The organism is Rhizobium leguminosarum (assembly GCF_001679785.1).
GTDB classification, from domain to species: Bacteria; Pseudomonadota; Alphaproteobacteria; order Rhizobiales; family Rhizobiaceae; genus Rhizobium; species Rhizobium leguminosarum_R.
This window is the reverse complement of sequence record NZ_CP016288.1, coordinates 80,375-104,035: the sequence shown is the minus strand read 5'-3', so window position 1 is coordinate 104,035 and position 23,661 is coordinate 80,375. Positions and strand designations below refer to the sequence as shown.

The window sequence follows — 23,661 nt, the reverse complement described above, 5'->3', positions numbered from 1 at the left end:
AATGGCGATCACAATGATCTTCAGGTCAGGCTGTCGTCGTCGGCTGTTGGCGATGTGTTGTTTCCGGCCCGACGAACTTGATCGATCACCCAGTCTCGTAGCCGCCTGGCGGTATTTGCAGCCTGCGCCTCCGCGAGGTCCTTGGGAAAAATGCCAAAGATCGGCCCGATATACTTCATGCGAGGCAGTGTCTTTTCCTTCGCTTGCCGATATTCCTCGGTCTCCATCCCAAAGGCTTCGATAATGAGGTTCACCGGCCGGGATCCTCGATACGACGCCTCCAATATGAAGTCCGGCCTGCACGGACCAATCGGAGTGTCCAATGCGAACAGCGGCTTGGTGATCTTGATGCGAAGATCCGGCGCTGCGTCGAAGAGAGCTTGCTGTAGCCAGAACAGCAGATGCGAAACGTCTCTTTCGAATCCCGATTCCACCGGGAAGAGCGTATCGCCGTTATAGACCGGCTGGGCGTAGGCCTGGACCGCTCGCACCGGTCCTTCGTCATCCTCCTGAAAATCGACGTTCAGCAAAGTCAGGAACGGACCCCTCAGCGCGGGATCGCCCCGCAATGGCTGGCGGACCTTGCCGAGCACCTCGATCGTTCGCGAGGACGACGCCGGCATGATCGCCTGCGCCGATACGCTTTTTGCAAACAGCAACATAAAGCCGGTTCGCCGAAGACTTTCCGGCCAGTCCGGGCGGGAGGTTACGAGCAAACGCTGCCACCGGCTGGCCGGGTCCCAATAATCCGCGGCCCATGTCGACATTAGTGCGTTCAGTGTCCAAGTCCGCAGCACCCTGAACTCCCTCGCGGCGGAACGTATCCTCGATAGCTGACCTCCCAGCGCAAGTTCGGGATGGTCCTGCAGTGGGGGTGTGACGTTTGTACCCGCCCTGTCCAGCATCCGCCACAGGATGCCGCCAAGTCTGGAAGGACGGTCGTTTCGTTCCCTCGATCGGGTGGGATCATCGTCCGAGATATCAGCAAGGCGGTTGGGAATGGCCGGAAGGGCGTCGACGTAGCTGCGCCCCGATTTTGGCAGCGGGCGGATCTGATAGCGACGATCGAAAAGGGCGGGAGCGGCGTCCTTGTCTACATGGAACGGGCACGTCTGCGCATGGTTTGGCCGCTCTTCATGCCGGTCGGGATCCGCGTCCTTCGAGGTCAGTCGTCGCAGCGTAAATGTACGCTCCTGCTGGATCGGTGCGAGCAATGGCTGCAAGCCGGCCGCGAGGCAATCGCATTCAATCCAGCCGTCCATCACTTTAGCGCGCTTGATAACCGAAAGCGCAATTGCCTCATCCTCGTTGGATGCAGCGTTGCCATACCATGCACGCAACGCGGTTGTCTCTCGGCCGGACAGGTCGGTAAGTGGATGGGCTGAACTGTTGCGAACGACGATCCGCATGCCAGATCCCTTCAATAGCCGAGGAGCCAGAGCCGATATCCGAGATATCCCACTGCCATCGCCCCGGCGATAGCGAGGATCGTCTCTCCCCAAGCTTGGATGTTCCAACGGCCGCCTTTGTCGAGGCGCGAACCTTCGAGCACAGCCGAAAGGAACGCATAGACCGGGATCATCATCGCGTAGCCCAGCGTGAGGCTGTCTCGGATTGCGATGTGGGCAAGGAGGAAAACACATCCGAGAACCAGGGTGGCCAAAGATAGCCGCCGCAAGTCAAATCGGTAGCCGCGCTTTTTGAGCGACGTCATCGAGCCTCCTTCGAATTCAAACTCAAAAATATAACTTCAGTATAAGTGCTGAGTGAGTTGCGGCAAGGGACGAAATCTATGGAGGGCCTGTCCATGAGGATTTGTGCCGATTGAATACGGCACCAACTACCGGGCTCCGCCATCCTCTTGCAGGGCGTGATCGTCGCAGTGTAAGACGTGTAACGAAGTCGTGAACGCTTGGATGCAAGAGATAGGCAACAAAGGGTTTACGCTTCGTCATAATGGTCTCTAGCCGGCGTCAGGCATTGGATGCGCAGTAGAATTTCGAACAAGTCCCGGACCAGCAGCTGCGGCAGCACCCTCTGTCGCCGGGATGATACGTTTGCTCGAGCCGCATTAAGCACATCTTCCGCCAAGGAAGGCGTTGCATGTCTCGTGTGAAAGACGATCAGTCCGGCAACCCAGCGGACGTTTCGATATTGAAGGCGCTGTCGTTTCAAGAAAGGCTCGCCATTGGCCTGCGGCGATTGAAGACCGAGAGGGGCTTGTCGAACAAGGATCTGGCCGAGCAACTCGGTGTATCGGAAGCCTATATGTCGCAAGTGACCCGCGCCATGCGTGACGTCAAGCTGTCGACCCTCGACAAGATGCAGCGCGAGTGGAATGTCATTATCGAGGATTTGCTCAGGGTCACCGAAGAGGATCTCTCTCGGATAGAAGCTTTGAAAGCGCGCCGAGGGAAGAAAAAAGCTCCCGAGACCACGTCCTGATTTTCCTGTCACAGTGCACGATCGGCCTGGGCTAGTGATTGAGGTTAAACCAGAACCTTTCCTTCACGCCCTGGTCATTCGGGATGTCGAAGAAATACGGATCGGCTCGCCGCGGCCGCGGCGTGGCAACTTGCTGGATACAACCATCGCGGCCGTTGCCGAAACTGCGCCCTATCGTCATACCTGACTGCCTCATATTGGCATTGCGATCGATCGGTGATCGGCAGACATCGACTGTTTTGATGCACTGGTCGGGCTCGCCTCGCCAGCCATTATCGCCCTGCGGGCTATAGCCGACGGTCGTTCCGGCGGGGCAATCCTCGTAGTTCTCTCGTCCTGGCTTGCCGGCCTTGGCCTCATGGCAAATCGGCCAAGAAAAACCCGGTTGCTTCATTGCGGCGATGAGCTTTGTCATAGGTGGAACACAGTAGGGAACACCGTGCCAGGACGGATTTTGCGATGCCGCACACAACAGAACCTGACATCCCCAGGAGGCGTCGTCGGCTTTTGCGCCGCTGGCCGGGAAGCCAAGGGCTGTCCCTGTCAATGCCGCGACCATAATCAGGAACGGTCTCATAGTTCGCCTCCGATATCGACTATTGGATTTGCGCCCAGGTGCCGTCGATCCTCGCAAAGGAAAGCACGCCCGGCTGCGCCGAGCCGGCAAAGGAGCCTGACGTTGTTGTGATGATGCCAGTACAGGTGACGCCGGGTATTGCCGCGCGAGGCCTGCACTCCGAAATCCTTATCGACCGGCCCGACTTCGCGATCGCAGCGCTTGCCTCTTCGTTGTTGGGAGCGTCGACCGGCGATGATTGTTGCGCCGCCTCCTTCAGGCGAGCGATCTCTTGTTCCAGCTCGGCGATATGACCAGGTCGCGCCAGCTCATTGACCGCGTATCCTCCCGCTGTTCCAGTAAGGAGGGCGATGGCGGCAGCAACTACCGCGGTATCGGGATGCTTAGCCATCGGAAACTCACTCGATGCCCAGTCGCTTGAGGACTGCAACCGGATCGGTCTCGCAATCTTGTCTCCAGTCCGCGTGTTTGGCGCAGGCGTAGGCGTATTGGCTAAGGTCTGCCGATGACAGATCGGCAAGCCTGTTGCCGATCGCTTTCCATTGCTGCACGTCGGCCGGATCGCAGCCGGCGCCTCCGGCACCGCAAAAGTTCGGATCGCGCTGTTCGGTCGGATTAGGCGTGGCGCCATCTTGCGCGCCGCTCGCGACCGGAGCGACGACGAGCAGGAACGCTGCAATACTAAGGGAACCAAAGATACGATTCATTCAAACTCCTTGCACCTCTTTGTGTTCAGCGCGCCGTTTGGGTAACAGGCAACGGCAGAGGCAGGCCTGTGTCGGCTTCTGGTGACTGGCCGTCCTGCTTCTCTGCGGTCGCCTTCGATGCGGTATAAAGCCAAGGAGGAAGCAGGTCCGGTGACGACCAGACGCCATATCCTAGCCCCCTGGCTTTCCGCTCAATGTCGAAATAGGCAGGGACCTGGGGTTCGTTGCGGTAATTGAAGGCATAGCCGATACCTTCGGCAATTGCCGTCGCTGCCAGATTCGTCTCGCCGACAAAGCAATGGGCAATCAGCACTTCGTTGGTATCGCGGTCAACCGGCGCGCAGTTGACGTTTTGGCCAAGTGTCCGGAGGATCATCCACGCGCGTGAGACCTGACCGGCGGGCCACTCCACGCCATCGCTCGTTACGGTCTGCTCAAGGCGAGGGGCTTCATACCCAGCCAGGCGGACGATCTGTCGGCTCTTGACGAATTCAAACGTGGTCGCATCAACGACCTGCACCTTGCCGTAGATCTGACGCGGCACATCGGATGGATGACTTTGCGCAAACAATGCCGTCGGGGCCATTGCGAGCCATAACATCGAGCCAGCCACAACTTTCATCGCTGTGCTCCCGCCTGTTGTTGGAGAATTGAGACCGGATGCGGCAGGTCCGAATAGGCCCAAAGTCCTGCGCGCGCCGAACGTGCACTTTCCTCCGCGACCCGGTAACCTGGAACGATCAGTTGCCCCGCGCTGTCGACGGCTGCAAATCCCCAACCTTGGGCAATCATATAGGTTGCCAAGTCGTACCGATGCCGGCCTGTCGTCGTTTGGCATGCGACGACCGCGTTGTTCTGGTCGAGATTTTTGATGGTCGCGCAGACGGGCCTCGTGTCTCGGATCAACGCCTGCGCCATGATCAGATCGAGCTCTCCACAGTCCCTGATAACACCGGCGGAGACGGTGACATTGGTGCCTCGAAGACAGGCCTGCAGGCCATAGAGCCGATAGCGTCGACCACCGGAGATCCAGGTGTCGCCGGTTTCGAACTGCGCCTGCGTGGGGAACGGAACGAATTCGGGTTGGGCGCCACCGGCGTCAGCGGCCGGGGGAAGGTCCGTTTGCGATGCCTGGACAGGAACGACCGGGGCCGAGAAATGCGATTCGGGCATGACATCGCCGTGGGGGAGCATCGGCATGATCGTCGTGGCAGCATCGACGCCGGAAGCTGTGATCGTCGAAATGAACATGAGAAGCCCGATCCGCATCAATTGGTCGTCGAATTGACCGGGGTGCGTTCCCCATTGGGATGCGCGAACTGATCGCTTGCCCAGATGCCGATTTGTTCACCGCGTGCGACTTCCTCGGCTTGCAAATATTCCGGGAAGACGGGTCGGCCGGCGCGGTCACGGGCAGCGAACACGAAGCCTTTGCGGATGAGCGCCTCGGAGAGCGATCGAACCGCGCCATTCTCGACGAAAAAGCATTCAGCAAAACGCACCGCTGGTCTGCCTGGGTTTTGCGCGAAAACGTGGCAAGGAAATGCGTCGCCAGCGCCTGCCTTTGCCTCATCGAGCGTTGCAGTCATGCCCGCAAGCGAAATCATGGCACAGGTCGTCGGCATTCCGGCAAATTCCATTGGCTCGGTTGAGAGGCAGCCCTGGACGCCAGCCAGTTTAATGACGGCACCGTCGGCGCTGAGAAACGCGCTGCCGCTCAGCGCGGCCTTTGGGCTAACGCTTTGCAGATCAAGTCGGGACGCAATCGATGACGTGTCCAGCGGAATTTGCGGTCCGGGGATCAGGTCACGGCCCTCAGCATAGGCGTTTTGATAATAGCTGACAAAGTCCGCAGCCGTGTCGGCCCGCGCGGCAAAGGGCAGGGCGATCAGGGCATTGAGAAGGCTGCAAAAGAGGAGGCGGTCGAACCGCCATGCGCCATTGTTCATGCTCGCATCCGTCGCAAGTTGACTATTTCGAGCATGCACGAAATTATACTGCAGTGCAAGTCTGGAAAATGCTCGAGGATTGCAGTATGTGTTGTTGAACACCGGAAACGTGCAGATGGAGAAGGGTAATGTCGGCGGCAAGAAAGGCGTTCAGGGTGGTTGTCTTCCCGTTCCGGATGGCATGGTTCCTGATGTTGATCGCGAACTTATTGGTCGCATCGGCCGGCTGCTTTCTCGTCGCGTTCTTCGTTGCATACGGTATTTCGCTGGTATTTTCGTATGCCTTTCTGCCGCCCGAATGGACGAAGGCGTTATGGCAATGGGCGGCCGATCTTTATACTCGGTCTTCCTTGTTCAAAGCTGCCACAATTGCTTTCTTCACGCTTCTTTTCTCGGCCATCCTGCGATTTTGGCCCGCGAGGGATCCCGTGGCGGATGCGGCTCGTGAGCGCGAGATCACCGGGTTGAATGATGACCTGGTCGCCAGGCGACGGCAGGACGCGCTACGGTCCAGACTTCGGGCCTGAAGGGCATGCGGTTAGGTTTTGGGGATCTTGGAACGCACTTGTCGTCCGTCTGTCCAATGCCTGAGCTTCCCGCCGTGACAGTAACTTTTGAGCCGAAGGGGTGAGAGGATCCATGGCAGTCAAACCACTTTCGCTTGCTATCTCGACGTTCAAAGGAGGTGCGGGCAAATCGACCTTGAATGTCAATCTCGCAGCGGAGTTTGCGCAACAGGGACACAGAACCCTGCTCATCGATTGCGACGAGCAGGAGTCGTCGACGCGCTGGTTCAATGTCTCCATGAAGCGCGGCCTGCTTCCGACCGACGGCACGTTGCTGCATCTGCGAGTGGCTCCCGGGGATCGGTTTCGGGACCGCATGGCTGACGCGCCCGAGGCGGATATTCGCATCTATGACGTTGGCGGCTACGTCCATCAACGCGCAATCGAGGTCTATCAGGAGTGCGACGCCGTCCTCATCCCGATTATTCCGGAACCGACCGCCGCCACGTCAGCGATCAAGGTCGCGACCATTTTGAAGGAGATATCCAAAAAACGGCCCCAAGGACCGATCCCTTACGCGGCGATCTGGAATTACGTCGACATGATCGCTCTCAAACACAATCGGTCGCTTCCGGAAGTCCATGCGATCCTTACGAGCGGCAGGATTCCCCTGGTGGAGACGGTTATCCGCAAGAGCAACCATTTCAGCGATGTCGGAGCCGGCTTCGGTTCGCTCTATTCCAAACTTGCCACCATCGAGAACAACCCGTCGCTGACGCCATCAGCCAAGCGTCGGGCCTCCGAGAGTGTGCTCGATGCGATCGATCTCGTGAAGAAGATCAACAACGAGTTTATCAGTCTTCTGCAGGCGGAGGCAGCTTGAACGCGATGGCAGGCGAAAGAACACCAACCGGCAACATTCTAGCCCTTGCCCGCTCGAGAGAGGATCAGGCGAAGGACGTGGTAGAGACCGCCACCTCCTATATGCCGACTAATATCGACCTTGAAACGCTGATGCCCGATGAGGCTCTTGAAGAGCAGAGTGAGAGCGTCACGCCCGACGTCAGGTCACCGGACGTCCACACTCCCGACAACAATCGACGACGTGGGCGATTGGCCGCCAAGGGAACCACAGCGGCAGGGGACACCACGAAACGGAAGCGCATCTCGCTATATCTCGATGACGACGTGCTGACGAAGATTTTCCGGGTTTCGTTGGAGCGCCACGAGCAGCTTTCATCGGCGACGCACCGGCTGATTGTCGAGGCTCTGAAGGCGAGGGGGCTGTAGTCGATGCGCGACCCGGCCATCATGTTCCGGCTGCCTGCTCAGATCTTAAGCAATCTCGACGCCCTTGCCCGCAGGCTCGATGTCTCCGTCAACATTGTCGCCAAGCTCATTGTCACCAGGGAGATCATGCACATTCCGGCGATGCTCGAGGAGCACGACCGGCAGCTGGCGAACATGCACCAGTTTCTGCGCGAACTTGCTTTTCGGAACGAGGAGTTCCTCTCTGAGGAGAGTGTGCATGCCGAAAGTACCAAAGCGATCGCGCATCAGCTCGAAGAAGTCATGCGCGCTCTTGATGCCATCCGCGACGCTGCCTTTATCCGGCCCTCCACCTTTATCGCCGACCTGATCAGGAACCACGATGAACGACCTGTCCAGAAGTCGCTCCGCGTCTAGACCGGAAGGTCGTCGGCTGCCGAGCTACTTCGATCTTATCGAAGACGAGTTGCGGCGGCGCGGGGGCGGTGGCGGCGGATCAGCGAAGCGGCCGACCTTTACGAAATCTGGCTTGCCCTCAATCAAACATCCGGGCGCTGCCTCGGCGTTAAGCCGCGCGGCCGGCAACAATGCGGTCGTCGTCAAGGTCTTGTCTTATGGTGCCGGCGCGAGTTCGGCCCGCAACGTCCTCGCCTATCAAAGCAAGGAAGAGAGAGCGCGCGACCAGGACGGTCGCGAGGTCACCGATCTCAGTGCCGCCGTCCGGTCCTGGGAGAGGGAGTTTAGCAACCGGAAAGGTAGCCAGGACGTTCTCCGTCTGACTTACGAGCTTGAAAAGGGCGACCGCAAAGACATCGCGCGCGCTGTCGGTTCGCTAGCGGACGATGGGTTTCGTCGGCCGGGCGACACCAATCGAACCTATGCCTTCAGCCTCAGCGAGGGTGTGAAGGGTGGAACCCGTCTCCATTTTGCATTGGTGATTGCCCATGAGAAGAAGGACAGGTCGGATCGAAGCAGCGCCAACCGTATCCTCGCGGAAATCGATAATGTCCATGCGATCGACGAGCGGCTGGACAGGGCTTTGCGCGGCGCCGGGATCACTCCAGTTTCGCGCTACCCGGCCGAATTCTCCTCTGGACCAAAAGGCCTGACAGCCACCCTGCATGCCATGCAACGGGCCGGCGCGGAGGTAACGCTGTCGACGAAAACTCACCTTAGAGACCGGCCTGGCAAGAGCGGCCGTTACGAGCTTGGTGGGGAACGGCGCGAAGTCACCACCAAGGACCATAAGGAACTGACGGCCGAGGGCAACGTCGTCGGCGCTCTGATGCAGACCCGCCAGCCGCGGGATTTTATGCACCTGTTGCTATCGGGACCGGCCAATGTCGATCGCGACCGGTTCATTCTCGCAGGACGCGATTTTCTGAGGGAACAGTTTGCAGGCCACCGCTATGCCTATGCCGTCCATAATCGCAACGACCTCGGAAAGCATCCGCACCTGCATGTCCTCGTTGCGCTGCGCAACGCGAGCGGAAAGATGCTCAACCCAAATATCCGCGACTTCAGCGAATGGCGGATTCGTTTCGCCGACAAGGCACGTGAGCGCGGCATTCCGATTGATCGGCAGAAGCGCATCGAACGGGCGGGGCCGCCGCCGGTCAAACGATGGGAATGGGAGATGTTTCACCGGATGGGAGCAATGGCACCATCAAACGTCGGCGAAAAGGTAATGTCCAAGCTCCGCGACACTCCGACGGCGCCGAAGCGTGAGGAGGCCAAGACGCGGCTCGAACAGAGCCGGCATTCCGTCGGGCACGTCATTCGGATGCTGGAAGGAATTGCGAAGGACCGCGGTGCACCGAGCACCGCGCGAGAACTCAGCCAGGATCTGTCCATCGGGCTTCGACGCGAATACGGAAGGCTTGAAACAGCGGTCCGCGAAGGCCGTGATCCCACACGAGAGAAAGGCAAAGAGCACATGCTACGGTCCACCCCCATCACTGCCACCCAGGCCAAGGCAGCCAAGGAAACGCTGGCGAACACCGCGCTCAGCGTTGCCGCCAAGATTGCCAATCCGTCTGATCGGCTGATCTTCGAGCAGGCAACCAAGATCATCGGCAAGGTCGTCGGGCTGCAGCTCGATTCACGCGTTGCCAAGAACCGAGACCGAACGGAGTCTGGCAGGGATAAGCGCAGTTCGGACAGCCTGGAAACCAAGTCGGTTGCCGGTCGCGATCATGTTGCGGAGCAGGGGGTGATCAACAAGAGTTCGAACAACCGCTCTCTTGACGCATTGCGCATCGGCCGCTCCAATGCCGAGCATGACGGTCCCGAAACGGATCGTTCGAATCGGGAGCGCCCGAAACCCCAGCAGCGGGGTCGCGACATACCAAAATCGATCAAGCTTCGCCCGCCTCAGGAAAAAGACAGGGACCGCACCCGCTGAGCCATCCGGTCGTTAGCTTGCCCCGGCACTTAGGCTGTCCAGCGACGACCCAACCGCAATCTCTGTTCGATTGCAGCGCCAAGCTCCCGAAGATCCGAGACTTCACATGGAGAAACACATTCGTGGATTTTCGCTCCCACGGCGATCGTACAGGTTCGATTGCTTCTCCTGCGAGAATATTTAATGCTCGCGACATTCGCGTTGCTTGCGGCGAGAATAGCTGCTTCGGAGCGTCCGACGATAACGGCCTTGTCCTTGTCAGCGCCGTACCAATTCATCGCTCGCAAGATCAAGTCGACGCTAGGCGCCTGCTCCTGATCATTGCGATATTGAAATTCGGTTCCGCGGCGTTGCGGGAGCTCGCCCGATGCTATCCAGAAATCGGGCAAAGCCCCTCGAACGCTCAGCAGCTCGTCGAGCACCCTCGTCAGAGCCACAAACTCGGATTTCCCATGGGAGCCGGCATCCATTCCCCTTTGATCCGAGATGAACCCAAAGCGGACCCTGCGTTCTCGCAACTGTTTTAACGTTTCAACGAAGTCGTCGTTGATATCCCCCAGCATAAGATCCCTCGAGGGATGGATTCGTCTCAGGAGGAGGCAATCTCTCTCGAACATCACAAAGCTCGTGGAGCCGATTTTCCGAAATATGCAATGGACGTGCCCATTAGTATTCATAAGTTGGCAATCAAAGCTAAAAGTAGCTTTGCCTCTCAAGGTCGTACAGCAGTCGATTGGATCGCGTCTGAGAGCGATCACTACAGAGTCCAAGATCGCCCCGACAGCCGTCTTGCCTCCGATTCCGGGTAAAGCCGATAAGGAAGGTCATCATAAACGTATTCTGCCGGTATGGCGGCCGGGTGCAGCTTCGATAGGAAGAGGTCGAGATTTTCTGGACTGTTGCTGGAGACGAGCGTGTAAAAATTCCCGCTGTTCCAGGTGACGAACGAGTGTTCGAAAAACCGGCGCAGTGTCTCGCTCATCTCCGGAAGGCTGACTTCGTTTCGATCCATTTGCGTCAGAACCGTCTCTTCCTTCGCGCGAATATCGGGCGCGCTGAAAAACCGTGCCTTGAAACCATGGTCCTTCTGCCGTTCCCGCCGCCGATATTCCTCGTCGTCTTCGTGCTTGAACTTCTCGACGAATATGAACAGACCGTTGGCTTTGAGATGCTGCGATACAAAACGAATTTGGTCGAAGCGATTTGGCGAATACATCTGGAAGGTGGTGTCCTCGACAATGATATCGAAGCCGCCGCCAAACTTGCGAAGCTCGCCGTCTTCTCGGATCTTTTCAGATGTCAGATGATGAAATGGTCCGTGGAAAAACATCGCATGGGGAGGAACCCCATAGGCATAGAAGCTTCTTAGGTTCTCGATGTTTGGGCTGCACGATAGGGTTTCGACCCTGCCTTTGCCGAGTTCGCCAATCAAACGGGCCATCGTCCCTTCGGCTGTACCTAACGTGTAGAGATTCAGCTTCCCCTTTCTGGCGCGCGCATATCTGAGGATCGCACTGCCCATTCGGCACTCCTCTTCGAAGCGGTAGGGGATGCTGCTGAGGTAGTGCTTATCGAACGGGCCTTGGCGCAGCGGATGAAGAGCTGAAAAGCGCTTAGACGTCAAGTCCAACGGAAAGAAGCGGCGTTCGAGCTGAGGAGGACGGATAGGCATTCCGGCCTGACCGGATGCGGTTGTCGAAAAAAATTCCGAAAGCTCGTTGAGGCGAGGTGCACGGTCGCACTCCTCTATGAAGTCGTCAAATTCATGCATGCGAAAGACCTGCCTTTCTCTCGCACCATCGCGGTTTCCCGTCCTCCAGGAGGAATCGGGCATCGTGCACATTGGATCGTTATGCGATGATGCTCGGCGGTAAGATGAGCGGGATCATCAGGTTTTCGCATCCACGATTTTGATCGGTTTTCACGAAATTGACATAAAATTCGACCTCAGGTTAAAAGAAGTTTGGTAAGCAACTTCGGGTGAGAATACGATTGCTGCTACGCCGATCTTTTAAGGGAGCAGCAATCCGAGTGGGGATCGTTCCAGCAATACAACCTGAAAGAATGAAGAAGTCAGAAGGGGAGATCATCCTTCACAAGCAAGGCCTTTGGAGTAATGCCCGCGCCGATGTTGTTCGCCGGCGCGGCCTGGGACGGCAGGTTATCGACGTTGTCGCGAATGAGCATCTGCTCTTCCTCAACATCCGCGGTGCCGCGAAATCCGGGGAAAACTACCTCGATGGGCGCAAAGTTGAGTTCACTCCGCGTTCAGACGGGTCGCTCGTTTACATTCCGCCTGGCTGTCGTTGGAGTGGTTGGGACGAAGGGGATGCCGAGGGCTGCTATCTTATGATAACGGTAGCGCGCGAGTTTTTCGCCAACCTGTCTACGAGGCTGACCGGCATCGGCACCTTGCGTCCAGAACTCGGTTTTAGAGATCTGCCGATCCAATGCCTGGCGCGACAAATTGCGGGCGAACTTTCACACGACGATTCCATAAGGGATTTGATCGTTGAAGGGCATCTAGCGGCCATTTTTGGACTTCTGCAACGCCGCTCCCGCACATCCGGCAGGGTGTCTCGAGGAGGGCTATCTCCCGCGGTTCTCAAGAGGGTAATCGAGCGGATCGACACCCATATCGATCGACCTCCGAGCGTGCGCGCACTCGCTCAAGAAGCGGGGGTGACCTACGAGCATTTTTCGCGCGCTTTCAAGCAGTCGCAAGGCTCGGCGCCGTATGGTTTTTATAACCAGCGCCGCCTCGAACGCGCGAGCGACCTTCTCCGCGCGACGACGATGACCGTGACAGAGGTGGCGATCGCCTGTGGCTACTCCAGCGGTAGTCACCTCTCGACCAGGTTTCGCCGCGAGACCGGGTTTTCACCCGCCGAATATCGGGCGCTGTGGAGGGGATAGGCCGGTTCTGAACGAGAAAAAATATCAAATTCATGGAAGCCGCCGACGATCGCGAGGAATAGCGTGTCATCACGAACCTGCCAGGAGGGAGTGTGGATGAAGTGGGCATGTTGGTTGGCGGCCTGATTCGGCGGTATGCCGCTCGCGGCATCTATCTGTTCTGCGTTGTGGCTTCCGCAGCTGGCCGCAATGCCTACTTCGTGATGGCGGCTTGGATCGCCACCGATGTCAGCAACAGCGCGAGCGCTCTTGCCGTCCTTCTGGCGCTCGGCAGTGCCGCCGAATTGCTGACGAGCAATGTCGGCGGTGCGCTGGTCGACCGATTTGACCGCCGTCTCGTCTGTATCAGTTGCGATCTGTCCAGGTTGGTCCTGATGTTGTCGACCGGACTTGCCTTCTTGTTCGGCGACCCGCTCATTGTTCTCTACTTATCGTGGACCGTCTTTGCGATCATCGACAGAACTTATTCGACAGCGCTGCAGGCTATAATCCCATCTATCGAGCGCCCCGAAAATCTTAGTTCATTCAATTCGGTCTCCTATATCGCAATGCAGGCGGGCAATTTGATCGCCGCGATCGTGACCGGGTTCACCCTCACCGTCATCGAGAGAGATCTAACGCCTCTCCTGCCAGGCGCGTTTTTCAGCCTGTCGCTGTTGGGGCTGCTGGCTATGCTCGGCCAACAGCCGCTTTCTTTTTCTCAGCGCGGCTCGAAGAGAGCCAGCATACGTCGGCTCGATCTCTGGCCGACGACCTTCACCCTGCACCCGCTGAAGATTGTCGCCGTCATATACGCGTTGATCTATGCAATGGGCATGCTGGTCAGCGTACTCGGCTCCGCATACGTGATCCATGAACTCGAGGGGTCAGCGCTGCAGTTCGGATACATCGAGGCCGGTTGGGCCTTGGGCTCGATTGCGGGCTGTGCAATGTTTCTTTCCGGAAGCGCGCTTCCGCGGCGTGGGACCGTCCTTGTCCATTTGGCGCTCGCTGGCATCATTCTTTCCGTTTTCTTAGTTCTCCAAAGCTTTCCGGTCGCACTCGTTCAAATGATGGTCCTGGGTCTGAGCTACAATATGGCGCGGGTTCTTATCGATGTACGGGTTCAATCGACTGTTCCGATCGGCTTGCTAGGGCGGGTACGAAGCCAAATCCACACCATCTGTGTTGCAATTGGGCTCGTGGCGTATGGCATCATTGCCGTCATCGGAGACGCGTTTCTACCCTCGCAGATTTTCGGGTTGTTCGGGACGTTGATGGTCGCCGTCGCACTCTTCCTTTATTTCAGAATGGATGGGGGAGAGCCGCTGGAAAGCCGGCTTGTCTGAGGATGGAGACATCAATCAACACGGAATTAGTATCCAAAGGAGAGGTCTTGGCTCTCATTTTTGAGCTATTCCCGTGGGTCCGTCAGTTTGGGCAGGCACCGCTGAACGATTACGCCAAAGCGGTTTTTTCCGTTGACTCTGACCAATCCGAGTGCGCCGCGCGAAGCCAGGCCATGTCGCAATTGCGGTCGTGGGTCGGAACCGTTGCGCAGCGTCAAGATTTTTCGGCTGAAGCGGTATTGAGGTTTCAAAGGGAAATGGAAGCCGCACCTGTGCTGCAGACCGGTCCCCACCTCCACCTGTTGATCGAGCCGGACGCATTCTATACCCATTTGTTCTCCCTGATGGGACTCTGCGCTCATGGCAGGACTTGCTATATCTCGTATGCTTGCACGACGGTGAAGTTCGTCGAACGGGGCCGCAAGGGTCCAGCCTGGCTTCAAATTGACGGCGATGCGATCAATGTTTTTGGCCTGTCGCGTAGTAAGATGATCCCCTACAGCATTCTTGGTAGAAACAGCTGCTATAGCTTCCAACTTCAAAATGTTGACAGACCCGGACCTGACGTGGAAGCAATTTCCCGCCTTCGCGAAATTTTGCCAACAGGCGAATTTCCGTCCGCGGCGGAAGCGATCAAGGCCGCAAATCTTTGCCTTTGGAAGTGCTATTTCGACAGCCGGATCGACTTTCTTCAGCTTGACGACAGCGATGTGGCCGATCTGGTCGCAGACCATCTTTCCGACGACCAGTCTTGGCTGCGAACCCGGCTGATCGAAGACAGTGCATTTGCCGGGCGGCTCCTTCTATGCATCGATCAGCTCGCCGATACGGCTTGGCGGGGTTGGCTGAAGAACTCGACGCACTTCTTTTGGGGCTGCGTCGAAGGGCGGCTTTTTCCGCTTTGTCTCGAGGGTGCCGTTCTCCGCTCGAAGGGGGCGGATGATATCCGCGTTGAATTTTCACCGGCAAGTCTTTTTGAGGCCCTCAAGACTGGCCGGATTGTGCCGAACCTTCTGCTGATGTTTATCGTGACATCGATCCTGCCTGGCGTGCGCGCTTTGGGTGGAAGTCGACATGCGATCTATTATCCTTTGATGCGCTGGGCGTTCTCCGAAGCTTTGAGGAGCAACGCTCATGACGCCCAGCTGCTCAACGCGCTATCAGAGGACGAACGGCCGGGCGCATGGGGTCACCGGGTCATTTCCTCGCCACACGAACCGTTTTCAATACTGAATGCACTTGGCCAGGGTGGCATTTCAACACTTCTCGATCGATTTGGGCAGAAGAGCATCGTCGACGCCTCCGGACCTCTATCTAGCTTCACGCAGGATCCCCTATGGGCAGAACTGATGGCGGCATATTCCTCCGGGAGGGTGAGCAGACATTGCCTGCAATGGCCATTTCCGTGATCGCACTCCAATAGCTTTTTTCATGACTTCACCGGCGAATTCGAGTTTTCCGCTCTGAGAACGAACGCGCGCTCTTGGGGTGAAGCCATTGAATCTTGTAACGAATTCGATTGCGCGCCGGGCCAAATTCAACTATCTTTTTTGGCGAGGCAGTACGCGCTGCCCTGGGGTGTGGAAACCCCTACACGCGGTTGGTGCCGGCCGTAACGGCATCACACTCCTTGACCTTAGGTCGAGGAGCCTGTGGCGTATGTCCAGGTTCCTCGGAACTAAAGGCCACAGGACCGTCGTGTACGGTTTCCAACTCCCCGATCAGTGGGTTGAGCGAGTTTTCAGCGGGGGCGCACCGCATGAAACTCTCCACACGGGGTGTCGACATGAATCGCCATATAGCAGCTGCCCAAATCCGATCGTCGAGGCGAGCAAAAGCCGCGCAGTCGAATATTGGACGCGGGTCGGTGCATCCGGTCGACTTGCATGTTGGGCAGCAGATCCGTATTCGCCGGATGCAGTCGAATGTATCGCTCGGCGATCTGGGCGCCGGCATCGGCGTCAGTTTGCAGCAGGTTCAGAAATATGAAAGCGGCAAGAACCGCGTCAGCGCCTCGATGCTCTATGAGCTTGCCAATTGCCTGAGGATACCTGTTTCAAAGTTTTTTGAAGGCCTTCCAGATCCCGAAGCTTCTCAGGACCAGCAACTCACAACCGAGATCGACGAGAGGATTGCTTATATTTCCACCGCGGAAGGACGTCGACTGATTGAGGACATTCGGTTGCTGCCGCCGCGTGTGCGCAGTCGTGTGGTTGCACTCATCAGCTCGATTGTCGACGAAGAGATGGAAGAACAGGCGGACGTCGATCGCTAGGAAAGCAACGAAAATTGGCGGCCGCAGACCCGCCAGTTGTTGAAACTTGACCAGAACCGGCCCCACCGCGCGTTTCGGTTCGCATCTATAGAGCGATCCGGCCGATGCCATTCTCCAGAGACAGCACAGTGTTAAAGCCGGCACTGCGGTCGGCAAGATCTTCAAGAATGTCTGCCGCCATCCTGCCATCGACGAGCACAGGGAAGGGGAGGCGGTCTCCTGCAGAATTCGACAATGCCTCAGTTCCACCGATCACAATCGGGCGTAAGCTAATATCTTCCAACCGTCCGCCCGATCCGAAATTGCAGGTTGCAATTACGCTCTTCCACACCTCCGGTGGGCTCCATTCGCGCTCCTCCTTTTCGGTATGAAAGAGGAAGTTCCCAAGGCCGTAGAAAATCGGCGTATTTCGATATATCTCAATTGCTTGAAGGACAGGAGCGCCATGGCTCACAAACAGCCCCGCGCCCGCGTTCACGCAATCATGCGCGAACTCCCGGACCCAGGACGGGACTTGCTGCCAACTGGGCTCCCAATGATGATGATGCAGGTAGACGATGACGAATGCGTCACGGGCTGCTTCTTCCGCGATAGCAGAAAGCTGAGCCGAGGCGCTGTGCCTATCCACTACGATGCGGCGAACGGTATCATTGGATCTGCGAAACACCGTTCCATAGAAGTCAATTTCGTCTTGGCCGTTTAGATCAGGCGGATCCTCCGGCTGCGCATAATTTGCGCGCTCCAGCGCCGAACTTAGAAACCGTTCCTGAATGGAGCGAAGCATGTTGAATGCGTCTACCTCCAAGTCGAATACCCTAGAGACGTTCAGCCTGTTGACGCCGGGTCTTGCCATCCGGCCGTCGCTCGCATCCTCGGCATACATGAAGGACGGCCCCGGGCCAGCATCCATTGCAATCAGGGCGACGCTTCTGGTCCCGAATATCTTTCTCTGAGCCTTGGCGGCGTGATGCCTGTCGACGCCAATGCCGGCATGAAGAAAGTTTTGTGCAGCAACTTCCTCCATCGTTGAAAGGATGCCCGGCGGGCCAAGATCAAAAGCATGGTTGTTTGCCAAAGCCAGGCTATTGAAGCCCAACTCCTTCAAAGCTGGCAAGACCCCCGGCGCCGCGGCGCCGAAATAGGAGCCCTTGAGCGGCCAGCCACCATGACGACCGTGGATAGTCGTTTCGAGATTGGTAAAGGCAACATCGCTGGCCTTCAAAATCTGGGCGATTTCAGTGAGCCGCGGGTCGCTTACCGCTCTGAGATCATGGCGAATGAGGGATTGGCCGGTAACAACAATGGAGAAGGGTGCGGACATAAAGTCTGCCTTTGGTTCTAGAGATTGTCGATTACACACGCACCGTGAATTCGGGGAGAAAGCGTGTCGCGGAGCAGGCCTCTAGTTCGAGACTTGTGGCGAAACGTCGATTTCGAACCATTGTTCGCTCAGCCGCTTCAACGTTCCGTCTCGCATGGCGGCATCAATGGCACTGTCAAACGCGGCGATCAGCTCGCGATCGTCTTGCCGTAGCCCGACGCCGACGCCGGGTCCCCACAGACCTCCGGAGAGCTGTGGGCCGTACAGCATCGCGATCCCGCCATCCTTGCTATCGAGAAATGCCTTCCAGGTGAAATAGTCGGCAAGACCGCCGTCGATGCGCTCAGCCACGAGATCGAGATGCATATTGTCCTGAGAGTCGTAGCTTCTGATCGTCGCTACTTTGCCGAACAATTCATTGAGTACCGCTTCCGAATTCGATGATCGCAGTACGCCCAAGGTTTTGCCGGTGAGCGCCGCCCTTAGCTGATCGAGGACTGCCTGCTTTTCAGCGTCGATGGTCGTAAGATTGAGCTTAGCTGATGTGTCGGTGTGCGGAAGATTCAGATCCTTGCGTACAACAAGCTGGTTGAAGCCTCCGGCATAGGGTTGAGTGAAGGCGATCGATTTCTTTCGTTTTTCGGTTATCGCCATGCCGGACATGATGGCGTCGAACTTTCCAACGGTGAGCGCCGGTATGATTCCGTCCCAGTCCTGAGGCACGAAAGTGCACTCGACATTGATGCGCCGGCAGAGATCGCGGCCAACGTCAATGTCAAAGCCGGCCAGGGCGCCTTCCGAATTGATTGCGTTCCAGGGCGGCGAAGCACCTTCAGAGGCGATCGTCAACGTCTTCCTGTCCACTGCTCCCAAGTTGTTGGCGCAGAAGACGAGAGCACATAGGGCAAGCAGGATTGTTCGTTTCACGACGCTAGTCCTTTCATTGTTGAGTTTGACTGGGGGCGGTTCGGTGATGGAGTTCGGCGTCGAGTTCTCGTGGGGCGAGTGACGGCTTTGGCGCCCGCTTCGACATACTGGTCGCGTCGGCGGTGGACGTGCTCGCTCGCGTCCAGTGCGTCTCCAGGATTTGGAACGCTTGCGTGATCAGGACGGTAAGCAGCAGGTAGAGAGCTCCCGCGACAATAAAGACCTCGTATGGCGCAAATGTCTCGGACACCAGCTGGCGCGAGAGACCGGTTATCTCAAGGAGCGTGATGGTGCTGGCAAGGGAACTTGCTTTCAGCATTCCGATCACTTCGTTTACATAGGCCGGAAGAGCGATGCGGATCGTCAGCGGGAACACGATCAAGCGCGCCGTATGGAAGCCGGATAACCCCAACGCTTTTGCCGCTTCCACCTGTCCACGCGGGACCGCCTGGATTCCGCCGCGCAGGACTTCCGTGGTATGAGCGGTGCTGTTCAAGGTGAAGGCAATAAATGCGCACCAGAACGGTTCTCGCATCACCGACCAGAGAAAGCTCTGGCGGACGAGGGACAGCTGGCCGATCCCGTAATAAATCAGGAAAAGCTGTACCAGCAGCGGCGTGCCGCGGAAGGCGTAGGTATACGCCAGCACCGGTGCGGAAGCCCACGGATTGGACGATGCCCGCAGGAAGGCGAGCGGGATTGAGACCGCAAAGCCTGCGGCAAGCGACGCGATTGTCAGAGCCAGCGTGAGAATGAGGCCGCGGGGAAGGGTGAGAAGCGCTTCCAGTACGATAGCGGTATTCATCGCTTCAACCTTTTACCAGGGGGAGCGAGTACCGACTTTCGATCAGCCGGAACGAAAGCAGGGAGAGGGTTGTGAGGGTTAGATAGATCGCAGACGCTGCGAGATAGAAGGGAAGGGGAGCGCGCAACGAGCCTGCCCCTATATAGGCCACGCGCATGACGTCCGTCAGCCCGACGACGGAGATCAGAGATGTATCCTTTATCAAGGAGATACAAAGGTTGCAGAAGGCTGGCAAAGCGATCGGGATCATCTGGGGAATGATGATCAGAAGCCACACCTGCCAGCGCGAAAGCCCGAGCGCCATCGCGGCCTCTCGTTGGCCCGGCGCAACCGCGTTGATCGCTCCACGAAAAATCTCCGCCGCGTATCCACTGAACACAACTGTCAATGCCGTGACACCGGCCGCGAATGCATTGATCTCGATGTAGCGGCCAACAACCGCGCTCAAGAGGGCGGTCCCACCGAAATACATGAGAAGGATGATGAGAAGTTCCGGAACACCTCGGATGACGCCCGTGTAAGCCTGCATGGACGCTGAGATGGGCTTTCGGCGTGAGTTGCGAAGAATTGCGATAAGCAGTCCTAATATGGTCCCAAGCGCGCAGCTCAAGAAGAAGACGAAAAGCGTGTTCTTCAAGCCCAAGATAAATTGGTCTAGGAAGCCGTACAATTGTATTCCTCCTGAGATGCGCGAAAAACGCCAGTTCATTGCAAATTGAGTTGCGACAAGTCTGAAAAATACGCGAGGTTTAACCAAAGTGAGACAATATATACTTGTTCAACCAATGGTTTACGCGACATTTATCCAAAAATATACTTTGACTTGCCGCCGTCAATTTATAAGATGCAAGAAGTTTCGATAAGCAGGGCTTATGACCTACGTCCCTTGCTTACGCCAAGGGATCTTTGGCCATGGATATCACTGGCTCCGGAGTGAAGATTCGCCAGCTTCAAATCTTGCGGGAGGTCATGCGCGCGGGCTCGGAAAGGCTGGCAGCACAGGTGTTGCGAATAACGCAGCCGGCCGTCAGTCAAAACATCAAACAATTGGAGGAGGCGATCGGCTTCGCGCTCTTCCGCCGGGAAAACAACAGACTGATCCCGACCGCCAAGGCGTGGGAATTTCTGCGAACCATCGATGCGGCTTTTGCCGGGCTTGATCGAATCGGACCGTCAATCGACTTCCTGCGGAGCAACGATACGCGTCTGATCGGCATCGCGGCGCCAAGTGCTTTCTCATTTGCAACATTGCCGCGGGTCGTCAAAAGGATCCGGGAGAAAAGCCGCTCCTACGCTGTTCAGGTGAAAACAGGCACTTATCAGCAGATTGCAGATCATGTGTTAAACGGGCGCTCGGATCTTGGCATCTCCAGATTGCCTATTGATGAACGCATCCTTGATTGGATGCCGATCGGCTCGGCCACCAACGTGTGTCTCTTTCCGAGAGATCATCGATTTGCGGCACAGCGAGTCGTCACTGCCGAAGATCTTGCCGGTGAGCCTATCATCGACATCGACCCACAGTTTGCGTCTCACCAAATGAGCGTCAATGCCCTTCGATATATGGGAGCGGCGCCCGAGATCGCGGTTGAATATGACGCCAATGGCCACGACATTGGCTACGTCATGGCAGGGATCGGCGTCTCGATTACGAATGAGATTATTGCGAAGGAATATGCTGACTTCGGCGTCGAATTTCGGCCATTTCAGCCCGGAGCGGTATATCACTACGTCGTTGTCTGGCAAAAAGGTCGAAAGCTGAGTGATAGTGTTAGATTTGCCGTGGAAGAGCTAGCCGCAGCAGCGGCAGATCAGGCTGCTTAAACGACCTCGATCGAGCGGCAGGTCAGTAAGGTTACGGCATGTTGAGGTAACGCCGGTAGATCCGGCCATCGCGGCTGTAAGTTATTGATTTGTAGACAATATATCCGGATTCACGCACCAGAATTGACCAAGAGCGCCTGCGTCACGCAGCGCCTTCCGGGTGTCTGGCATGGACTGCGGCGACACGAGCGGAATCCGAAAGAGCATGGAAACGCACTCGTCGAGGGCGAAGCCGATGGGCTTCTCCGCCAGCGTCAGCAGGACGGGCGCGATCAGGAACTTTGCCCACGCTCCCCAGTCGTGAAGGAAGAGGCCGGCCCCGTGACCGCCGCGGGTTGCCAGCAGAAGCAGCACGGGGATCGTCCAGCACAGGCCTGCGAAGACGAATGCCCGCCACCCGCGCTTGCGCATGCCAAGCCGGGTCATCAGCTCGTAGAACGGCCCGCCATGCATGATCCGCAGGCGATCGTCGTCGCTGGCCATTCTACCCCTCCGCCGCCACCACCTTGGCCTGCTGCGTGCGGATCGCGGCCGCAGCAGCGGCAGCGCCGTCCCTGTCGTCGCCACCGACCTGCACCGACGGCGTCGCAAACTCGATGCCGTTCGCCTGGAAAGCCTCGCGAATTTTCGCGTAGGCCTTGCGCCGGATATAGGTTTGCATTCCGGGCACTGTCGTCATCGCAAAGCTGAGAACGATGCCGTAATCGCCGAACTCCTCGACACCCTTCATCTTCAGCGGCTGGATAAACATCGGCCCGAGTTCCGGATCGGCCTGCAGCTCGGCGCCGATCTTCTTCGCGAGCTTGCGCGCCTTCTCTATGTCGGTATCGTAGCTGACATTGACCCGGAATTTGTCGATGACCCAGTCGCGGCTCATGTTCTCGACGGCGCCGAGCTCGCCGAACGGAACGGTGAACACCGGGCCGCGGTGATGACGCAGCCGCACCGACCGGAGGCTGAATCCCTCGACGGTCCCTTTGTAACTCTTCGCCTGGATGTATTCGCCGACACGGAACGCGTCGTCGAGCATATAGAAGACCCCGCTGATGACGTCCTTCACCAGCGTTTGCGATCCGAAGCCCAGCGCCACCCCGAAGATGCCCGCACCCGCGATCAGCGGCCCGATCTCGACACCGAGCTCCGCGAGCACGATCAGCCCGGCGATAACCGCCACCATGACCGCCAGCACGTTCCGGAAGATCGGCAGCAGGGTGCGAAGCCGCCCCCGCCGGGCAGCCTGTGACGGATCGTTTCCAGCTTCGGCCTGTACCGAGAGGCGCCGGTCGATCCACGACTTCGCCAGATGCCATGCGAGGTCGGCGAGCAGCAGGACGACGACGCTCTTCAGAAGTCCGTAGGCCACCGAGGCCACGGCAGGATCGCTGTGAACAAGCGAGTTGGGATCGACCCTCCACACGATCGCCACCCATGCGACGGCGCCGGCCACAACGACGGCCCGGCTGCCGCGGACAAGCAGGACTCGCTTGGTGCTGTTGGGTTCCGAGGGAATGGTGTCGGCTGCCGTCTGACCGGCGAACCGAAGCGCCGAGGGCAGCGCCATCGCGTAGACGCCCAGCCAGAACAGGCCGCGGAGACCGACGCACCAGAGCGCCCAGATGATCACGAAGGCAAGGCAGAGCGCGATGCGCATCCGAAAGGGCCTCTCGGACGAGGAGACGACGCCCTCGACGGCCAAGGCGAGAAGAACGATCGAGAAGCAGAACGAGATCGCCGCCGTCACCGAGGGGTCGACCGACAAAGGCCGGCCGAGGCTTGCCGCTGCGACTCCGACGATCGCGGCACCCGCGAAGATCTTCGTCCGCCTGCGAACGGGAACTGTCAGCGCGGCCGTGTCGAGCAGCGCCGAGATCGCCCGATATGCCGAGAGAGCCAGCAGCGAGACGAGGAGCACGATGCGTGGGAGTGCGGGCCAATCGAAGGCGAAGTAGACGGCGGCCATCGCCACCGCAAAGACGCCGATTGCCAGCAGGCGCTCCTGCAGCCCTTCCGAGCGCCGTCTTGATCGCGCAAAAAGACGTTCGGCGAAAAGTCCGACCGCCGTCAGCCCAAGAAATGCGACGAAGACAGGCAGCCGACCATGGGACAGCGCATCTTCTCGCGTGCGAACAGCGGCGGCCATCACCTCGGCGGGAATCCTTGGTATTGCCTGAACGACGCCATCGATCCGGCGCCGGGTGGCAGCCTCCCATGTGGCTAGCCCGGCGTCCGCTTGCTGGGCAGCCGCGAGCGTCGGGCCGGGCGCTTTCTCCAGCCATGCCCGAACCTCGGGATCCTGCAATAGCCGCACGAGGTCGTCGACCTTCTGCGGCCGCGGCACTTCCTGGGCAATGGCGACGACAGACATCAACACGAACAGGAGGAGTCCGCCGATCCATTTCATGCGCATG

The 23,661-nt window shown here is 58.0% G+C and carries 27 protein-coding genes; 11 read left to right on the top strand and 16 right to left on the bottom strand.

Going from position 1 to position 23,661, the window contains the following annotated elements; translation table 11 throughout:
- Positions 1-20: 20 nt before the first annotated feature.
- Positions 21-1,409, bottom strand: coding sequence for a hypothetical protein (locus tag BA011_RS30905; RefSeq protein WP_065283654.1), 1,389 nt, complete (start codon positions 1,407-1,409; stop codon positions 21-23).
- An 11-nt stretch (positions 1,410-1,420) separates the two neighbouring features.
- Positions 1,421-1,714 (bottom strand): hypothetical protein, encoded by a 294-nt coding sequence (locus tag BA011_RS30900; protein ID WP_065283653.1) that lies wholly within the window; start codon positions 1,712-1,714, stop codon positions 1,421-1,423.
- A 389-nt stretch (positions 1,715-2,103) separates the two neighbouring features.
- Between BA011_RS30900 and BA011_RS30895 the strand changes: the two genes are divergently transcribed.
- On the top strand, positions 2,104-2,445 hold the full coding sequence (locus tag BA011_RS30895) for a helix-turn-helix domain-containing protein (protein ID WP_065283652.1): 342 nt from the start codon (positions 2,104-2,106) through the stop codon (positions 2,443-2,445).
- A 31-nt stretch (positions 2,446-2,476) separates the two neighbouring features.
- On the opposite strand, the gene BA011_RS30890 is transcribed toward BA011_RS30895, so the two are convergent.
- From BA011_RS30890 to BA011_RS30865, 6 genes are read right to left on the bottom strand one after another with little or no spacing between them, the layout of a single operon-like run.
- Entirely contained in the window at positions 2,477-3,022 is a 546-nt protein-coding gene (locus BA011_RS30890) for a hypothetical protein (RefSeq protein ID WP_065283651.1), read from the bottom strand.
- Between the two features lie 19 nt (positions 3,023-3,041).
- Positions 3,042-3,413, bottom strand: coding sequence for a hypothetical protein (locus BA011_RS30885; protein WP_065283650.1), 372 nt, complete (start codon positions 3,411-3,413; stop codon positions 3,042-3,044).
- Between the two features lie 7 nt (positions 3,414-3,420).
- The gene (locus BA011_RS30880) at positions 3,421-3,729 is read right to left on the bottom strand and encodes a hypothetical protein (protein WP_065283649.1); all 309 of its coding nucleotides are present in this window, start codon (positions 3,727-3,729) and stop codon (positions 3,421-3,423) included.
- Positions 3,730-3,754: 25 nt separating this feature from the next.
- Positions 3,755-4,351 (bottom strand): thermonuclease family protein, encoded by a 597-nt coding sequence (locus BA011_RS30875; RefSeq protein WP_065283648.1) that lies wholly within the window; start codon positions 4,349-4,351, stop codon positions 3,755-3,757.
- On the bottom strand, positions 4,348-4,980 hold the full coding sequence (locus BA011_RS30870; protein WP_065283745.1) for a thermonuclease family protein: 633 nt from the start codon (positions 4,978-4,980) through the stop codon (positions 4,348-4,350). The genes BA011_RS30875 and BA011_RS30870 overlap by 4 nt, the downstream gene beginning before the upstream one ends.
- A 17-nt stretch (positions 4,981-4,997) precedes the next feature.
- Positions 4,998-5,678, bottom strand: a complete 681-nt coding sequence (locus BA011_RS30865; protein ID WP_065283647.1) for a nuclease — start codon at positions 5,676-5,678, stop codon at positions 4,998-5,000.
- A 128-nt stretch (positions 5,679-5,806) separates the two neighbouring features.
- On the opposite strand from BA011_RS30865, the gene BA011_RS30860 reads away from it, so the two are divergent.
- The 5 genes from BA011_RS30860 to BA011_RS30840 all read left to right on the top strand — a co-directional run bounded on the left by BA011_RS30860 (position 5,807) and on the right by BA011_RS30840 (position 9,857).
- The gene (locus BA011_RS30860; RefSeq protein WP_065283646.1) at positions 5,807-6,205 is read left to right on the top strand and encodes a hypothetical protein; all 399 of its coding nucleotides are present in this window, start codon (positions 5,807-5,809) and stop codon (positions 6,203-6,205) included.
- 112 nt (positions 6,206-6,317) lie between these two features.
- A complete protein-coding gene (locus BA011_RS30855) occupies positions 6,318-7,067 on the top strand; it encodes a ParA family protein (RefSeq protein WP_065283645.1) in 750 nt (249 codons plus the stop codon).
- A 5-nt stretch (positions 7,068-7,072) separates the two neighbouring features.
- The gene (locus BA011_RS30850; protein ID WP_065283744.1) at positions 7,073-7,474 is read left to right on the top strand and encodes a hypothetical protein; all 402 of its coding nucleotides are present in this window, start codon (positions 7,073-7,075) and stop codon (positions 7,472-7,474) included.
- Between the two features lie 3 nt (positions 7,475-7,477).
- Positions 7,478-7,870, top strand: a complete 393-nt coding sequence (locus BA011_RS30845) for a hypothetical protein (protein WP_065283644.1) — start codon at positions 7,478-7,480, stop codon at positions 7,868-7,870.
- A gap of 112 nt (positions 7,871-7,982) precedes the next feature.
- A complete protein-coding gene (locus BA011_RS30840) occupies positions 7,983-9,857 on the top strand; it encodes a relaxase/mobilization nuclease domain-containing protein (RefSeq protein WP_237352781.1) in 1,875 nt (624 codons plus the stop codon).
- 29 nt (positions 9,858-9,886) lie between these two features.
- Here the strand turns inward: BA011_RS30840 and BA011_RS30835 are convergent, their stop codons facing one another.
- Together BA011_RS30835 and BA011_RS30830 are read right to left on the bottom strand one after the other, a co-directional pair.
- Positions 9,887-10,420, bottom strand: a complete 534-nt coding sequence (locus tag BA011_RS30835) for a hypothetical protein (protein WP_151343669.1) — start codon at positions 10,418-10,420, stop codon at positions 9,887-9,889.
- Between the two features lie 194 nt (positions 10,421-10,614).
- The gene (locus BA011_RS30830) at positions 10,615-11,628 is read right to left on the bottom strand and encodes a class I SAM-dependent methyltransferase (protein ID WP_065283641.1); all 1,014 of its coding nucleotides are present in this window, start codon (positions 11,626-11,628) and stop codon (positions 10,615-10,617) included.
- 293 nt (positions 11,629-11,921) lie between these two features.
- Here BA011_RS30830 and BA011_RS30825 point away from each other — a divergent pair, with 293 nt between their 5' ends.
- The 4 genes from BA011_RS30825 to BA011_RS30810 all read left to right on the top strand — a co-directional run bounded on the left by BA011_RS30825 (position 11,922) and on the right by BA011_RS30810 (position 16,376).
- Positions 11,922-12,773: a helix-turn-helix domain-containing protein gene (locus BA011_RS30825; RefSeq protein ID WP_237352780.1), complete on the top strand. Its 852-nt coding sequence runs from the start codon at positions 11,922-11,924 to the stop codon at positions 12,771-12,773.
- Between the two features lie 107 nt (positions 12,774-12,880).
- Positions 12,881-14,101 (top strand): MFS transporter, encoded by a 1,221-nt coding sequence (locus tag BA011_RS30820; RefSeq protein WP_065283640.1) that lies wholly within the window; start codon positions 12,881-12,883, stop codon positions 14,099-14,101.
- Positions 14,102-14,103: 2 nt separating this feature from the next.
- A complete protein-coding gene (locus BA011_RS30815) occupies positions 14,104-15,510 on the top strand; it encodes a hypothetical protein (protein WP_065283639.1) in 1,407 nt (468 codons plus the stop codon).
- Between the two features lie 377 nt (positions 15,511-15,887).
- Entirely contained in the window at positions 15,888-16,376 is a 489-nt protein-coding gene (locus BA011_RS30810; protein WP_065283638.1) for a helix-turn-helix domain-containing protein, read from the top strand.
- A gap of 85 nt (positions 16,377-16,461) precedes the next feature.
- Here the strand turns inward: BA011_RS30810 and BA011_RS30805 are convergent, their stop codons facing one another.
- The 4 genes from BA011_RS30805 to BA011_RS30790 form a co-directional block, all read right to left on the bottom strand.
- Positions 16,462-17,697, bottom strand: a complete 1,236-nt coding sequence (locus BA011_RS30805; protein ID WP_065283637.1) for a CapA family protein — start codon at positions 17,695-17,697, stop codon at positions 16,462-16,464.
- Between the two features lie 81 nt (positions 17,698-17,778).
- The gene (locus BA011_RS30800) at positions 17,779-18,624 is read right to left on the bottom strand and encodes a transporter substrate-binding domain-containing protein (RefSeq protein ID WP_065283636.1); all 846 of its coding nucleotides are present in this window, start codon (positions 18,622-18,624) and stop codon (positions 17,779-17,781) included.
- A 13-nt stretch (positions 18,625-18,637) separates the two neighbouring features.
- A complete protein-coding gene (locus BA011_RS30795) occupies positions 18,638-19,429 on the bottom strand; it encodes an ABC transporter permease (protein WP_065283635.1) in 792 nt (263 codons plus the stop codon).
- Positions 19,430-19,433: 4 nt separating this feature from the next.
- Positions 19,434-20,099 (bottom strand): ABC transporter permease, encoded by a 666-nt coding sequence (locus BA011_RS30790; RefSeq protein WP_065283634.1) that lies wholly within the window; start codon positions 20,097-20,099, stop codon positions 19,434-19,436.
- Positions 20,100-20,341: 242 nt separating this feature from the next.
- Between BA011_RS30790 and BA011_RS30785 the strand changes: the two genes are divergently transcribed.
- Positions 20,342-21,253: a LysR family transcriptional regulator gene (locus BA011_RS30785; protein ID WP_065283633.1), complete on the top strand. Its 912-nt coding sequence runs from the start codon at positions 20,342-20,344 to the stop codon at positions 21,251-21,253.
- Positions 21,254-21,334: 81 nt separating this feature from the next.
- Here BA011_RS30785 and BA011_RS30780 read toward each other — a convergent pair whose 3' ends face one another.
- Positions 21,335-21,736: a hypothetical protein gene (locus BA011_RS30780; RefSeq protein ID WP_065283632.1), complete on the bottom strand. Its 402-nt coding sequence runs from the start codon at positions 21,734-21,736 to the stop codon at positions 21,335-21,337.
- Position 21,737: 1 nt separating this feature from the next.
- Entirely contained in the window at positions 21,738-23,654 is a 1,917-nt protein-coding gene (locus BA011_RS30775; RefSeq protein ID WP_065283742.1) for a mechanosensitive ion channel family protein, read from the bottom strand.
- Positions 23,655-23,661 lie beyond the last annotated feature (7 nt).